Source organism: Pseudomonas cremoricolorata DSM 17059 = NBRC 16634, from assembly GCF_000425745.1.
GTDB classification, from domain to species: Bacteria; Pseudomonadota; Gammaproteobacteria; order Pseudomonadales; family Pseudomonadaceae; genus Aquipseudomonas; species Aquipseudomonas cremoricolorata.
On record NZ_KE384442.1, the window covers coordinates 4,968 to 19,805 of the forward strand.

General features: G+C 65.4%; 13 protein-coding genes. 3 read left to right on the plus strand and 10 right to left on the minus strand.

Annotated features, from left to right (window positions below; translation table 11 throughout):
- Together H618_RS21940 and norR are read right to left on the minus strand one after the other, a co-directional pair.
- On the minus strand, positions 1-3,518 hold a 3,518-nt coding region (locus H618_RS21940), incomplete at its 3' end, for an Ig-like domain-containing protein (protein WP_033727806.1).
- A gap of 196 nt (positions 3,519-3,714) precedes the next feature.
- On the minus strand, positions 3,715-5,265 hold the full coding sequence (norR, locus tag H618_RS0118855; RefSeq protein WP_028696537.1) for a nitric oxide reductase transcriptional regulator NorR: 1,551 nt from the start codon (positions 5,263-5,265) through the stop codon (positions 3,715-3,717).
- Positions 5,266-5,419: 154 nt separating this feature from the next.
- Between norR and hmpA the strand changes: the two genes are divergently transcribed.
- Positions 5,420-6,598: an NO-inducible flavohemoprotein gene (gene hmpA, locus H618_RS0118860; RefSeq protein WP_028696538.1), complete on the plus strand. Its 1,179-nt coding sequence runs from the start codon at positions 5,420-5,422 to the stop codon at positions 6,596-6,598.
- Between the two features lie 51 nt (positions 6,599-6,649).
- On the opposite strand, the gene H618_RS0118865 is transcribed toward hmpA, so the two are convergent.
- Positions 6,650-7,606: an arsenic resistance protein gene (locus H618_RS0118865; RefSeq protein WP_028696539.1), complete on the minus strand. Its 957-nt coding sequence runs from the start codon at positions 7,604-7,606 to the stop codon at positions 6,650-6,652.
- Positions 7,607-7,751: 145 nt separating this feature from the next.
- Positions 7,752-8,930, minus strand: coding sequence for an acetyl-CoA C-acetyltransferase (locus H618_RS0118870; RefSeq protein WP_028696540.1), 1,179 nt, complete (start codon positions 8,928-8,930; stop codon positions 7,752-7,754).
- A gap of 387 nt (positions 8,931-9,317) precedes the next feature.
- Here H618_RS0118870 and fabV point away from each other — a divergent pair, with 387 nt between their 5' ends.
- On the plus strand, positions 9,318-10,529 hold the full coding sequence (fabV, locus tag H618_RS0118875) for an enoyl-ACP reductase FabV (RefSeq protein WP_028696541.1): 1,212 nt from the start codon (positions 9,318-9,320) through the stop codon (positions 10,527-10,529).
- An 87-nt stretch (positions 10,530-10,616) separates the two neighbouring features.
- Here fabV and H618_RS0118880 read toward each other — a convergent pair whose 3' ends face one another.
- The 4 genes from H618_RS0118880 to H618_RS0118895 all read right to left on the minus strand — a co-directional run bounded on the left by H618_RS0118880 (position 10,617) and on the right by H618_RS0118895 (position 12,597).
- On the minus strand, positions 10,617-10,958 hold the full coding sequence (locus tag H618_RS0118880; RefSeq protein ID WP_028696542.1) for a HopJ type III effector protein: 342 nt from the start codon (positions 10,956-10,958) through the stop codon (positions 10,617-10,619).
- On the minus strand, positions 10,955-11,248 hold the full coding sequence (locus H618_RS0118885; RefSeq protein WP_028696543.1) for a DUF1244 domain-containing protein: 294 nt from the start codon (positions 11,246-11,248) through the stop codon (positions 10,955-10,957). Before H618_RS0118885 ends, H618_RS0118880 begins: the two co-directional genes overlap by 4 nt.
- Positions 11,249-11,257: 9 nt before the next feature.
- A complete protein-coding gene (gene folM / locus H618_RS0118890; RefSeq protein WP_033727807.1) occupies positions 11,258-11,944 on the minus strand; it encodes a dihydromonapterin reductase in 687 nt (228 codons plus the stop codon).
- Positions 11,945-12,030: 86 nt separating this feature from the next.
- The gene (locus H618_RS0118895; RefSeq protein ID WP_028696545.1) at positions 12,031-12,597 is read right to left on the minus strand and encodes a putative antibiotic biosynthesis monooxygenase; all 567 of its coding nucleotides are present in this window, start codon (positions 12,595-12,597) and stop codon (positions 12,031-12,033) included.
- A 197-nt stretch (positions 12,598-12,794) separates the two neighbouring features.
- On the opposite strand from H618_RS0118895, the gene H618_RS0118900 reads away from it, so the two are divergent.
- Positions 12,795-13,724 (plus strand): MerR family transcriptional regulator, encoded by a 930-nt coding sequence (locus H618_RS0118900; RefSeq protein ID WP_028696546.1) that lies wholly within the window; start codon positions 12,795-12,797, stop codon positions 13,722-13,724.
- Here H618_RS0118900 and H618_RS0118905 read toward each other — a convergent pair.
- Positions 13,709-14,326, minus strand: coding sequence for a PilZ domain-containing protein (locus tag H618_RS0118905; RefSeq protein WP_028696547.1), 618 nt, complete (start codon positions 14,324-14,326; stop codon positions 13,709-13,711). The genes H618_RS0118900 and H618_RS0118905 overlap by 16 nt on opposite strands.
- A gap of 60 nt (positions 14,327-14,386) precedes the next feature.
- The gene (locus H618_RS0118910) at positions 14,387-14,824 is read right to left on the minus strand and encodes a PAS domain-containing protein (RefSeq protein ID WP_028696548.1); all 438 of its coding nucleotides are present in this window, start codon (positions 14,822-14,824) and stop codon (positions 14,387-14,389) included.
- Positions 14,825-14,838: the final 14 nt, after the last annotated feature.

Genomic DNA, 14,838 nt, shown 5'->3' on the forward strand with positions numbered 1-14,838 from the left:
TGAGCCGTGGCTTCAAGGTTTTGACCTTCGGTCTGCGCCGGAACCAGGGTTACCGCGAAGCTGCCCGCCGCGTTCACCACAGCGGTGCCCAATTGATTGCCTTGAGCATCAGTGACACGAATCGTACTGCCCGGCTCACCGCGACCGGTAAGTACGGAACCGTCGGCGCTTACGGCCAATTCGGATGGGGCCAGCGGTGGAGTGATATCTGGAGCAGTGATGCTGGCCGGGATAGAGGTTTGTTCGGTTTCGGTATTGATCGCCACCACTTCCAGCGCTTCGCCGTTGGCCTGTGGAGGCACCAAAGTGATGCTGAAAGAGCCATCCTCAGCCGCCACGCCACTGCCCAACAACGTTCCATCTGCGCCATGTACCTCAACACGGTTTCCGGGCGTAGCGAGGCCGCTCAATTCAGAGCCGTCGGCGTTCAATGCCAGTTCGGTCGGGGTGGTAGGGGCGGGGGTGGAGGGAACGGTGAAGTCGGTGACCGGAGACGCATTTCCAGCCGCATCGGTCTGTACCAGGTTGATCACGTCGCCAGCCGCAACAGCACCGTCCAATGCGATAACGAACGCACCATTTGCACCAACAACACCGGTGCCGATGACGGTGCCAGCAGCATCACGAACCTCAACACTGGCCCCAATCTCGCCACGTCCCGAAACCGTCAGCCCATCAGCACTGACCACCACATCGGTGACCGCTTCCGGCGCTGTGATATCCGGTGCCTGGAAGGCCAGTGGAGTTGACACGTTACCCGCCGCATCGACCAGTCGAACATCGATGAACTCGCCATTGGCTTGTGCAGGGTCCAGTTCGACGGTGAACCGACCGTCTACCCCAACGACACCGCTGCCAATAATCACGCCAGAGGCATCACGCACCTGCACGGTCGCACCCGGCTCACCAAGGCCGGTCAACGTCACGCCTTCAGCCAGCGACAGGTCGGTTGGCTGAGCAGGTGCAATCAGGTCCGGCGAGGCTACGGAAGCCGGCTCGGAAACATTGCCTGCGGCATCAGTCAGATCGACCTGCAGGCTGCTGCCATCAATCACAGCGGGATCAAGAACAACCGAGAACGTGCCGTCAGCGGCAACAACGCCGGTAGCGATCACGTTGCCTTCTGCATCGCGGACATTAACCGTGGTTCCCGCTTCGCCACGGCCACTCAGTTGTGTACCGCCCGCACTAACGACCAAGTCGATCGGGGCATCGGGCGGAGTGGTGTCGATAGGGGTTTCGAGGTTAGGTGCGATTACCGAAGCGGCCGGCGATACGTTGCCAGCAGCATCTTGTGCCGTGGCTTCAAGGCTTTGACCTTCGGTCTGTGCCGGTACCAGCGTCACGGCGAAACTACCTGCCGCGTTTACCACTGCGGTGCCCAGCTCGTTGCCCTGCGCATCGACGACCCGAACGGTGCTACCCGGCTCACCGCGACCAGTGAGTACAGTACCGTCTGCGCTTACGGCCAATTCGGATGGTGCCAGCGGTGGCGTGATATCTGGCGCTGTGATGCTGGCCGGAATGGAGCTTTGTTCTGTTTCGATATTGATCGCCACCACTTCCAGCGCTTCGCCGTTGGCCTGTGGCGGTACCAGAGTGATGGTGAAGGAGCCATCCTCAGCGGCGATCGCACTGCCCAACAGCGTGCCATCTGCGCCATGTACCTCGACACGGTTTCCGGGCGAGGCGAGGCCGCTCAATTCAGAGCCGTCGGCGTTCAAAGCGAGTTCAGTTGGAGTGGAAGGGGCAGGAGTAGTAGGGACTGTGAAATCGGTCGCTGGCGAGGCATTGCCTGCCGCATCGGTCTGCACCAGATTGATCACGTCGCCAGCCGCAACGGCACTGTCCAAGGCAATGACGAACGCGCCATTTGCACCGACTACACCGGTGCCAATCAGCGTGCCCTGAGCATCACGAATCTCAACGCTCGCCCCAATTTCACCACGCCCCGAAACCGTCAGCCCATCAGCACTGACCACCACGTCGGTAACCGCCTCGGGTGCAGTGATATCCGGCGCCTGAAACGCCAGCGGTACCGATTCATTGCCAGCTGCATCGACCAGTCGAACATCGATGAACTCGCCATTGGCCTGCGCTGGATCCAATTCGACGCTAAAGCGCCCATCCGCTCCCACGACCCCAGTGCCAATCACTGCCCCTGAAGCATCACGCACCTGCACGGTCGCACCCGGCTCACCAAGGCCGGTCAACGTCACGCCTTCAGCCAGCGCCAGCTCAGTCGGCTGCGCCGGCGCAATCAGGTCCGGCGAGGCAACGGAAGCTGGTTCAGAAACATTACCCGCAGCATCGGTCAGATCGACCTGCAAGCTGCTGCCGTCGATGACCGCTGGATCGAGCACAACCGAGAACGTGCCGTCAGCGGCAACAACGCCGGTAGCGATCACATTCCCCTGGGCATCACGCACGGTCACGCCCGTGCCCGCTTCGCCTCGGCCAGTCAGCTGACGGCCACTGTCACCGACCACCAGGTCGGTCGGGGCGTCGGGCGCGGTGGTATCGGGCGGGGTGCCCAGGTCGGGCGCGCTGATGGTACTGGCCGGTGAGGTGTTGCCGGCGGCATCGGTGGCGCTGACTTGCAGGGCCTGGCCGGCGCTTTGCGGCGGTTGCAGGGTCACGCTGAAGGTGCCGTCGCTGCCGCTGACGGCGCTGCCCAGCAGGCTGCCGTCGGCGCCGCGCACCTGCACCGTCGAGCCGGGCTCGGCGCGGCCGCTGAGCACGGTGCCTGCGCCATCGATGGCGAGGTCGGTGGGGGCGGCGGGCGGGGTGATGTCCGGGGCGTTGACGGTGCCGGGTTCGGAGACATTACCGGCGGCGTCGGTCAGGTCGACGGTCAGCGCCTCGCCGTTGGCCTGGGGCGTGTCCAGCGCCAGGTCGAAACGGCCATCGCTGCCAACGGTGCCGCTGCCGATCAGATTGCCAGCGACATCGCGCACGTTGACCGTGGTGCCGGCCTCGCCGCGGCCGCTCAGGCGCAGGCCATCGGCTGACACCAGCAGGTCGGTGGGTCGGGCCGGGGCCAAGGTGTCGCCGGGCTCACCGTCACCGCCACCGCCGCCGCCGCCAGCCGCGCCGCCTGCCGCTGCGGCCGCGCCGCCCAGGCCCAGCAGGCCGAGACCGGCAATGGCGAAGGTCTGGGTGGCATTGCCGGCTTCACCGATGCCCGCCATCAACTGATCGAGGGAGGCGACTTCGTCGAAGGTGAAACCGCTGAAGGCGTCGGCATCGTAGGACGCCTGCCAGAGTGTGCCATCGTCGCCGACGAACACCAGATCGTTGCCCACCCCGTCCTGATCGACGACGAAGAAGTTGGCGATGGTCAGGCGCTCGCCAGACTTGAGCGTCAGTACCAGGTTCTGCCCGCTGCGGCTGACCGAAGCCACCGCATCCGGCGACACCGGCAGTTGCACCAGGCTGGCCCGGCTGAGGCTGATGTCGCCCCAGGCGGTTTGCGACAGTTGTGCGGTGTTTTTATCGGCGACGACGATGCTATCCATAAGCGCTCCCTGCTGGATGGGGTGCCACTCATCTGCGGGGACGAGCAGCCAATCCTTGCCTCCGAGCACGCGCTTAAGCACGCGCGGGAGGCCTGTAACAGCCCTGTTACAGATCGTTTGGCAGGTATAGGCAGAGCTGACTGAATGAACCAGTTTTCCCGGCGCGCCAAATAAATGTGCGTCGGTTAGTTGGCGCTCAGTCGATTCCCAGGCGCTTGACCAGGCGGCTCAGGTTGGCGCGGTCGATTTGCAGCTCTCGCGCCACTGCGGCGCGGTTTTGCCCGTGGCGATCAAGACTTTTCAGAATCAGCTGACGCTGGAAGTCGTCTACGGCCTGACGCAATCCGACGTGGAAGGAGCCGACAGGCGGTAGTGGCAATTCGCTTACAGGTAGTGAGGCTGAGGTGCTTGGGTGCAAGTCGAGATCGCTGGCAGACAGTGTAAGAATGCGTGGGCGCAAAGATTGCTGGCCCAGTGCCTTCAGCGCGCTGCGGCCGACCAGGTGTTCCAGTTCGCGGACATTGCCGGGCCAGTCGTAGTCGAGCAGCGCGGTCTGCGCATCCATGCTCAGGCGCAGGCTGTTCAGGCCGAGCCGCGAGCGGTTTTGCTCGAGGAAGTAGCCGGCCAGCAGCAGTACGTCACGGCCTCGTTCGCGCAGCGGGGGCACGTGCAGTGGATAGACGCTCAGGCGGTGGTAGAAGTCGGCGCGAAAGCGCCCGCAACGCACCTCTTCGGCGAGGTCACGGTTGCTCGCGGCGATCAGACGCACATCGACATGGTGCTCACGGTCCGAGCCCAGGCGCTGCAGTTGCCCGCTTTGCAGCACCCGCAGCAACTTGGCCTGAACCGTCAGCGGCAACTCGCCCACCTCATCGAGAAACAACGTGCCGCCGTGGGCAAGCTCGAACTTGCCGCGCCGCTCGACATGGGCGCCAGTGAAGGCGCCGCGGACGTGACCGAACAGCTCGCTTTCCACCAGGGTATCGGGCAGCGCCGCGCAGTTGAGGCTGACCATCGGCTTGTCGGCGCGGGTGCTGGCCTGGTGCAGCGCTTGGGCCACCAGTTCCTTGCCGACGCCGGTTTCCCCGGTGATCAGTACCGTCAGCTCACTGTTGCCGACCAGGCGAATCTCCTCCAGCAACTGCCGGTGAGCATTGCTCTGGCCGATCAGTTGGCGCTCCTGATGGTTGGCCTGGCGGTACTGCTCGGCGCGCTGCTGCTCGTTTTTCACCCTGAGGGCCAGGTGCTCGATGCGCTCGGCGACGGTGACGGTGGCCGCCGCCAGGCTGGCGAAGGCCTGCAAGGCATCCAGTTGCAGCGGCTGGAACTGGCCCGCGGTCAGCGCGTCGAGGGTCAGCAGGCCCCATGGCTGCTCGTCGACCATCAGCGGGCAGCCCATGCAGTCGTGAACCTGCAGGTCGACATGGGCGGCGTCGACCAGGCCATCGTAGGGGTCGGGCAGGTCGCTGTCGCTGGCAAAGCGCGTGGGCGCCGGGTTGCTCAACAAGATGACGAAGCGTGGGTGCTCGCTGACCTTGAAGCGCCGGCCCAGGGTGTCGGCGGCCAGGCCGTCGACCGCCAACGGCACCAGCCATTCGCCCTCCAGGCGCAGTAGTGCGGCTGCATCGCAGGGCAGCAGGTCACGCAGGGCTTGTAGCAGGCGCCGATAGCGCTCGTGGTCGGGCAGGTCGCGGGACAGGTCGCGTACCAATGGCAGCAGGGCAGTCAACAAAGGGGTAGCAGTCATAAGGACTCCGGTGTAGTCGTTTCGACTATAGCGCAGGCTGGGTCATTTTGACTTGGGGCGTGGTCTGGCCCTTGATTTCAGGGGCTTTGGCGGTTGGCACGATTACTGAAATGAGCACTGCATCGTTCAGATCATCGTTTCAGGAGAAATCCACATGCTCACCGCCGACCAACGCGCCATCATCAAAGCCACTGTCCCGCTGCTGGAAAGCGGCGGCGAGGCGCTGACCACGCATTTCTACAAGATGATGCTCGACGAGCACCCCGAGGTGCGTCCGCTGTTCAACCAGGCGCACCAGGCCAGCGGCGACCAGCCGCGCGCCCTGGCCAACGGCGTGCTGATGTATGCCCGGCACATCGACCAGCTGGAACAACTCGGCGGCCTGGTCGGGCAGATCATCAACAAGCATGTGGCCTTGCAGATTCTTCCCGAGCATTACCCAATCGTTGGCGCTTGCCTGCTGCGGGCGATCAAAGAGGTACTTGGCGAGGACATTGCCACCCCGGCAGTCATCGACGCCTGGGCAGCGGCCTACGGCCAGTTGGCAGACATTCTGATCGGTGCCGAGGAAAGTCTGTATCAGGCCAAGGAACATGCCGAGGGCGGCTGGCGCGGCGCGCGGACCTTCACCTTGGTGCGCCGCGAGCAGGAGAGCCAGGAGATCGTTTCGTTCTACTTCGCGCCGGTCGACGGCAAGCCGGTACTCAAGGCCGAGCCTGGCCAATACATCGGCCTGCAGCTGTTCATCGACGGCAGCGAGCAACGCCGCAACTATTCGCTGTCGGCGCTGTGCGATGGTCGCGAGTACCGCATCAGCGTCAAGCGCGAGGCTGGCGGCAAGGTCTCCAATTACCTGCATGACCAGCTCAAGGTCGGCGACACGCTGCCGCTGTTCCCGCCGGCGGGGGATTTCACCCTGGTGGCCAACGACAAGCCGCTGGTGCTGATTAGCGGTGGTGTGGGCATCACCCCGACCCTGGCGATGTTGCAGGCGGCGCTGGAGACCGGCCGCCAGGTGCACTTCATCCACTGCGCGCGCAACGGCGCGGTGCATGCCTTCCGCGAGTCGGTCGACGCACTGGCGGCGCAGCATCCGCAGCTCAAGCGCTTCTACTGCTACGACGAAGACGACGGCAGCGGCCATGCCCATGCGCTGGGGCTGATGAGCCAGGACCTGCTTGGCGAGTGGCTGCCCGGCGAGCGCGATGTCGACGTGTATTTCCTTGGGCCGAAGCCGTTCATGGCGGCGATCAAAGGTCAGCTCAAGGCCTTGGGCGTACCAGAGGCGCAGAGCCGCTTCGAGTTCTTCGGCCCGGCTGCGGCGCTGGTCTGAAGGTCAAGCGCAGGGGTGCCAGGCCAAGCTGGCTGACGCCCCTGCGCTGCCTCAGCCGCGCACCAGCCGCGGCAGCACGCGGATGTAAGCAAGTTCGGCGAGCAGCTCGACCAGGGTCTGGCAGACCACCGCTGCCGCCGCCAGGCTACGCAGCTCGGCCGGCAAGGCCAGGGCCAGCGGCAGCACCACCAGCGAGTTACGCGTGGCGCTGCTGAACATCAGCGAGCGCGTCTGCGCCTGCGGCAGGCGCCACAGCCGCGCCGACAGCAGCCCCAACGCCGGCGCCAGCACGGCAAAGCCCAGGTACACCGGCAGCACCGGCACGATGCCGGGCCAGTCGGCGGCCACCTTGCCGATCTGCGAAGCCACCACCAGCAGCAACACCAACGCCATGGCTGGCACCGGTAGCCAGCTGCACGCCTGATTCCATGCAGCGACCGCCGCTCGCCGGCGCGCCGTCGCCAGGGTCAGCAGCGCCAGCCCGAGGGGCACGGCGATCAGGCCGAGGAAGGCTTCGATGAACGGGGTCAGCGGCAGCTCGAGCACCCATTGGGTATCGACCATCAGCGCCAGGTACAGCGGCAACAGCAGCAACTGGACCACCAGCAACAGCGGCGTCGCTGCCAGGGTCAGGCTGGCATCGCCCTTGCCCAGTTGGGTGAACACTACGACGTAGTCGATGCACGGGGTGAGCAGCACCAGCAGCGCGCCGATCAGCAGCGCAGGGTGCCCCAGCAGGCTGCGGCTGGCCAGCCACACCAGCAGCGGCACGAAGATGAAATTGGCCATCAGCAAGGCGGCGATGAAGCGCCCCTGACGCAGGCCCTGACGCAGCTCGAACAGCGGCAGCTGCAGAAACATCACGTACATCAGCAGCGCCAGCGCCGGGCTGATCAGCCACTCGCCGTGGGCGGCGATTGCCGGCAGGCACAGGCCAAGGAGGGCGGCGGCCAGCACCACCACGAAATACAGCGGGATTTGCTGGTGTTCCAGTTGTTCGCGGGTCAAGGCAGGTACCTGGCATCAGGTGAGCGAGCCGCGCAGCGACCGCGCCGGTTACCCGTTGCGCGGCCACCTACGGGTGGCTGCGCATTGTGCGTCAGCGGCGCGCTGCGGTGAACCACCGATCACCTTGGCCGGGCAAACGCTGCGCTCAGCGGCTGATGGCCAGCGCCACGCCCTGGCCGCCACCGATGCACAACGTAGCCAGGCCTTTGTGCGCGTCACGCTTGAGCATTTCGTGCAGCAGGGTCACCAGCACCCGGCAGCCGGAGGCACCGATGGGGTGGCCCAGGGCGATGGCACCGCCGTTGACGTTGACCCGGCTCGCCTCCCATTGCAGTTCACGGCCCACCGCCAGAGCCTGGGCGGCAAAGGCTTCGTTGGCTTCGATCAACTCGACGTCCTGCAGCTGCCAGCCGGCTTTTTCCAGGCAGCGGCGGGTTGCCGACACCGGGCCGATGCCCATGATCGCCGGGTCGACCCCGGCGCTGGCGTAGCCACTGATGGTCGCCAGCACCGGCAGGCCAAGGGCCTGGGCCTTGCTGACGCTCATCAGCAGCACTGCGGCGGCGCCATCGTTGAGGGTCGAGGCGTTGCCAGCGGTGACGCTGCCATCCTTGCGAAACGCCGGGCGCAGGCCGCCGAGGCTCTCGGCGGTGGTGCCCGCGCGCGGCTGTTCGTCGGTGTCGAACACCAGCGCCGGGCCCTTGCGCTGGGGGATCTGCACTGGGGTGATTTCCTCGGCGAAGCGTCCGCTGGCGATGGCTGCCAGCGCCTTGCGCTGCGACTCGGCGGCAAAGGCGTCCTGCTCGGCGCGGGTCAGGCCGTAGGCATCGACCAGATTCTCGGCGGTGATGCCCATGTGATAGTCGTTGAACGCGTCCCAAAGCCCGTCGCTGATCATGCTGTCGAGCATCTGCCCATGGCCCATGCGCTGGCCGGTGCGTGCCGAAGGCAGCACATAGGGCGCAAGGCTCATGTTCTCCTGGCCGCCGGCGATCACCACCTCGGCATCGCCGCAGCGAATGGCCTGGGCCGCCAGGTGCACCGCCTTGAGCCCCGAGCCGCAGACCTTGTTCAGCGTCAGCGCGGGCACGGCATGCGGCAGGCCGGCCTTGATCGCACTCTGGCGCGCCGGATTCTGCCCGGCGCCGGCGGTGAGCACCTGGCCGAGGATCACTTCGTCGACCTCGGCCGGGTCCAGGCCGGTCTGGGCCAGCAACTGACGGATCACCGCAGCGCCCAGTTCCACGGCCGGCACGTTGGCCAAGGCGCCCTGGAAACTGCCGATGGCGGTGCGGGTGGCGGCGACGATGGCGACTTCGTTCATTGCGGTTCTCCGAAAGGCGGGGCTGTGAATGCCACAGCATCCACGCCCGCAGAGCAGTTGAGAAGTTTGTTTTTCTGGGTAATTGATCGGCTTTTGCAATCAATCAGGCGGATTGACACTGATTGTGCAGGTGCTTGAAACGTGACGTGCAGCCCTTAAGATGTGTCGCAACGCTGAGCGGTGTAGTCTTACGCACCACCGAGGGTTGTATGAAAAGAGCTTGGGCGGCTGTTCATTAAGGGCATTGGGGCCGCTTTGCGGCCCTTCGCGGGTAAGCCCGCTCTTACATATCAAGCTCAGCGCCCGACGGCTTTTCATACGACCCCTACCGATACGAGATCGCCCCACGCGACTCCACACTCGATTAAACCTGACGAGGTACAGACATTGGCCATCATTCATCCCAAGGTTCGCGGTTTCATCTGCACCACGACCCATCCGAAGGGCTGCGAGCTCAACGTCCGTGATCAGATCGAAGCCACCCGCAAGCAGGGTGTGCGCGAGGATGGGCCGAAAAAGGTTCTGGTCATCGGTGCCTCCAGCGGCTACGGCCTGGCAGCACGCATCACCGCCGCGTTCGGCTTCAAGGCCGACACCCTGGGCGTGTTCTTCGAAAAGCCGGGCAGCGAAACCAAGGCCGGCACCGCCGGCTGGTACAACGCCGCCGCGTTCGACAAGTTCGCCAAGGCCGATGGCCTGTACAGCAAGTCGATCAACGGCGATGCGTTCTCTGACGAAGCGCGGGCCAAGGTCATCGAACTGATCAAGAACGACATGGGCGGCAAGGTCGACCTGGTCATCTACTCCCTCGCCTCGCCGGTGCGCAAGCTGCCAGGCAGCGGCGAACTGGTGCGCTCGGCGCTCAAACCGATCGGTCAGCCGTACAAGTCGACCGCCATCGACACCAACAAGGACTGCATCACCGAAGCCAGCATCGAGCCGGCCACCGAGCAGGAAATCGCTGACACCGTGACCGTCATGGGCGGCCAGGATTGGCAGCTGTGGATCGACGCCCTGGCCGGCGCCGATGTGCTCGCCGAAGGCGCGCGCACCGTGGCCTTCAGCTACATCGGTACCGAAATCACCTGGCCGATCTACTGGCATGGCGCCCTCGGCCAGGCCAAGCAGGACCTCGACGAAACTGCCCTGCGCCTTGACCAGAAGCTGTCGGCTTCGATTCACGGCGGCGCCAACGTGGCGGTACTGAAATCGGTCGTCACCCAGGCCAGCTCGGCCATCCCGGTGATGCCGCTGTACCTGTCGATGGTGTTCAAGATCATGCAGGAGAAGGGCGTCCACGAAGGCACCGGCGACCAGCTCAACCGCATGTTCCGCGAGCGTCTGTACCGTGAAGACGGCCAGCCTGCCGAAGTCGACGAAAAGGCCCGCCTGCGTCTGGACGACTGGGAACTGCGCGACGACGTGCAGGACGCCTGCAAGGCGCTGTGGCCGCAAGTGACCACCGAGAACCTGTTCGAGGTCACCGACTACGCCGGTTACAAGAAGGAGTTCCTCAACCTGTTCGGCTTCGAACGCAGCGATGTCGACTACGATCAGGACGTCGCCACCCTGGTGGACTTCGACTGCGTCCAGCTGTAACGCCCTTCAGGCGCTGGTGTTCACCAGCGCCCATGGCCGCGGTCGGCGCTGTTCGCGTCGGCCCCGCGCCGTCTCAGGCTGAACCCATCAGCCCAGCCGCTCGAGCGGTTGCTGCGCAAAGCGCACCCCAGCCAGACCATGTTTGATCAGCGAACGGATGTTGCCGTGGTCGCTGCCTTCGGGCGTCTCCAGCACGCTGCGGTAGTGCTCACCGAAGGCCAGCAGGGCTTCCTGATCGCTCAGGCCCTCGAGCAGGGCCAGGCCCAGGGTCTTGCACGAGCCCTCGTTCTGCCCGGCGGCGCTGACCAGGCCGCCGTTGTCGAAGCCTTGCGGGGTGTAGCGGTAGTGTTCGGCGACGAACGCCAGGGTGCTGGCGAAGGCGTGCTCGCCGCTGTTGAGCGATTCACGCAGGGTGTTCAGATCGGTCACGGTGCTTTCCTTTGGTCGAACGCCGCCTGTTGTTCGGCGCTGGCTTCTTTCTGGTACTGGGCTTTCCATTCGGCGTAGGGCATGCCGTACACCGCCTCGCGGGCATCGTCCAGGCTGACGTCCAGCTGGCGCTCGTCGGCCGCAGCCTTGTACCACTTGGACAGGCAGTTGCGGCAGAAGCCGGAGAGGTTCATCAGGTCGATGTTCTGCACGTCGGTGCGCTGCTGCAGGTGGTCGACCAGGCGCCGGAATGCGGCGGCTTCGAGTTCGAGCTGTTGTTGTGGGGTCATGGTGGGCTCTCAGGTCATGCGGTTTTTCAGGTGGCGGCCGCCGTTGATGGTCACGAAGGTGCCGGTGCTGTACGGGCTTTGCAGCAGGAACAGCACGGCCTCGATCAGTGGCTGGGCGCCAGGTTCGAATTGCAGCAGGGCTTTTTGCAGGGTGTGCTGACGGTAGGCTTCGTCACCGTCGGGCTTGAACATCAGAAGGCCCGGCAGGATGCCGTTGACGCGCACGGCGGGCGCGTACTTCTGCGCGAAGGACAGCACCATGTTCTGCAGGGCGGCCTTGGTCGCGGCGTAGCCGATGTGGCTCTGGCTGCCGCGCGACGAGGTTTCGTCGCAGATGTGGATGATGTCGGCCTTGCTGGCATTGCCCAGCAGTTCGCCCAGGGCCAGGTTCAGGTGATAAGGCGCCTCGACATGCAGACGAAACAGCGTGTCGAGGTTCTCCAGGCTGTCGTCGAGCCACAGCGACGCGTTGTGGATCACCGCGCGCAGGCTCTGGCAATGGCGCTGCAGGTAGTCGATCAGCGCCTGACGATCTTCGGCCCGGCACAGGTCGGCTTCGAAGTGCTGGATGTTCGGGTGTGCCGGCGGCTGGCTGCGGCTGGCGCTGATCACGGTGTGCCCGGCCTCTGCCAGGGCCTGGGCCAGAGCCAGTCCGACGCGCTGGCTGGCGCCGGTGAGAAGGATAGGACTGTTCATGTTCGGGGCGGTCGACTCGTCTGTCCTGGCGATGATCGCCCAGCATACCCGAAGTGTTTCCCTGTGTGGCCGCCTGCCCGGTCGGCTCAGCGGCTGTGCAGCTGGCGTGCGGCCTTGTTCACCCGCGGCGGGGCGTTCAGCCAGTTGGCCAGCAGACGCGTCGACAGCGGGATGAAGCAGTACACCATCATCGGCGTCAGCGCCGCCGTGCTGAGCAGAATACGCGGCAGCAGGGGCAGGGCGCTCAGCCAAGGGCCGAACACCAGGTTGAACAGCAGCGACACCGGGAAGAACGCCAGCCAGATGGCGATGGCCTGCTTCCAGCGCGGCGGTCGCACCACGCCGCTGGCGAACCAGCCCTCGATGCCGCTGACGCGATGCTCGGTGGGGCGTTCGAACAGCCCGTCACCACGCTGCAGCCAGGCGCGCCGCGAGGCCGAGAATTCCCAGGCGTGCAGGGTCTGTTCGTTGGTGAAGCGGAAGATGATCTGGAATGCCTCGCCTTCGGCGGGCGGGGCGAGAATACCTGAGCCGAGGTAGCCGGGAAAGTCGGTGGCCAGTTGTTCGCCTTCGTGCAGCCAGGCCAGCAGGTCCTGGTAACGGCCACGGGCGGCGCGGCGCGAGACCATCAAGGTCACAGGTGCGGTAGACATCGTGTATCTCCTCGAAGCGGCGCTGGCGGGTAGCCGGCACCTGGGCTCGATCGCCCGGGGTGGTGGGCGATGCAAGCAAGGATGCAAGAATCAGGCGCGAATCATCGCGCAGTTCGCTGGCCGTGGACAGGTTTTCCAGCTGCGCGGTTCGCTGCGACGTACACTAGCGCTCTTTACCTCGCTCAGGTTGCACGCTGATGAACCACCAGGCCCCCGGCGTACGGGCGGACGCAGGCAGCGCTTCACCGATCCTCTACTCGATTGGCGAGGTGGCCAGCCGCACCGGCGTCAATGCCGTGACCTTGCGCGCCTGGGAGCGCCGGCACGGCCTGTTGCAGCCCCATCGCACCGAAAGTGGGCACCGGCTGTATTGCAGTGCAGACATCGACACCATCCACAGCATCCTCGGCTGGCTCGCCCGCGGCGTGCCGGTGAGCCGGGTGGCACGGATTCTGGCGCGGCCTGCTGAACAGGCGCTGGCCTCGGGCGCCCTGCAGACCCCCGGCCATTGGCAGAGCCAGGCGCGTGCAGCGCTGGCCGAGTTCGATCCGGCCAGGCTCGGCGATATCTACCAGCACGCCCTGGCGGCGCTGGGCCAGGACGCGCTATTCGAGCAGGTGTGGATGCCGTTGTGGACCACCCTGCGCGGTGCGCGGCAGGGTTATGGGCAGACCAGCGAGTGGCTATTTCTTGACCAGTTCCTGCGCCATCAGGTCTGGCAACGCCTGCCCCAGGCGGGCAACCGCGCGCTGAACATTCTGCTGGCGCCGCTCAACGACGATGTCGCCAAGCTGGAGCTGTTGGTCGCCGGGCTGGTGCTGTGCAGCGATGAGGTCGGGGTGATCGTGCTACCGCCAGGCCAGCCGCCCAGCGAGCTGGCGCTGGTCTGCGAACGGCGCCGGGCCGATGCGCTGGTGCTGGTGTCGAATCACTACCCGCCCGCAGAACTCGCAGCGCGGCTGGCGCAGGTGGCCTGCGGGCTGATCTGCCCACTGGCGCTGGCGGGCGAGATGGCCGAGCACGCCGAGGCGCGTTTGCAGGACACCGCCATCGCCTGCCTCGGCGCCCAGGCGGCGCAGATGCGCCAGCGCCTGGCGCTGTTCATGGGCGGTCAGCTCGATACCTGAGCGTGGAGTTCGGGGTGCGCCTGGCGATGGGCGTGCAGCACGTAGTCGCGCAGTCGCTCGATTTCATCGGCGGCGCTGTGCCCGAGGTCGTAGGCGGCGAGGTCTGCGCCGATGCGCCGGCGCAGTTCGCCGTGCAGGGTAATCGCGCCAAGCCCGGGCGGGATGAACTGCAATTCGAACTGCGCTGGCGCTGGCGCCTGGCCGCGCACTTCCACCAGCATGCCTTTGAACGACAGGTCACGCACCCACAGCGAGCTGGCCTGACCCTGGGCGTCGTGCAAGGCACAAGGCTGCTCCAGCGCCAGGCGCCAGGCGCGCAGCATCGGCCCGTCTTCGTAGATTTCCGGTGAGCCCAGTTGCAGGTGCAGGGCGTGGAATTCGTCCTCGACCACGTGCAGCGGGAAGGTGATCTGCTGGTTGTTGACGCTGGCCTGCAAGGTCACCTGCTCGTTGGCCACCAGGCGCGTGAGCAGGGCCTTGGTGCGCCCGTCGCCATTGACCAGCAGGCGCGAGGTCGGACCTGCCTGCTGCACCTGTGGCGCATGCTGCAGGTGCTGGATGAAGTCCAGTTCGTCCTGGCTGAGCAGAGGATCGGCAGACATGTCGTTGCTCACGGTCGTTCTCACAGGCAACGGGCGAAGACTCAGCCGTCGCGGTTAGGGTCAGTCTTGCAGGTCGGCCTGCAGTGCAGCCAGTTGGGCCTGGGCTTCGGCCAACTCGCGCTCCAGCTCCACTTGCCGGGTGACGTCTTTCTGCACACCAATGTAGTAGACACGTGGATCACCGGGCGTATGCACCGGGGCGATGGACAGCTCGTTCCAGAACGCGCTGCCATCGCGGCGGTAATTGCGCAGGATCTCCCGGCAGGGCTGACCGGCTGCCAATGCGCGGCGGATGCGCACACGGGCCAGCTGATCGCGGTCATCGCCCTGCAGGAAGCGGCAGTCCTGGTACAGCACCTCACTGCTGGAATAGCCGGTCAGCCGCTCGAAAGCCGGGTTCATGTAGATCAGAATGGTGTCTTCACCTTCCCGCTCGGTGACCACGATGCCGTCGTTGCAGGCCTCGACCATCGATTGCAGCAGTTGTGCGTTGATCATGCCTCGGGCCTATG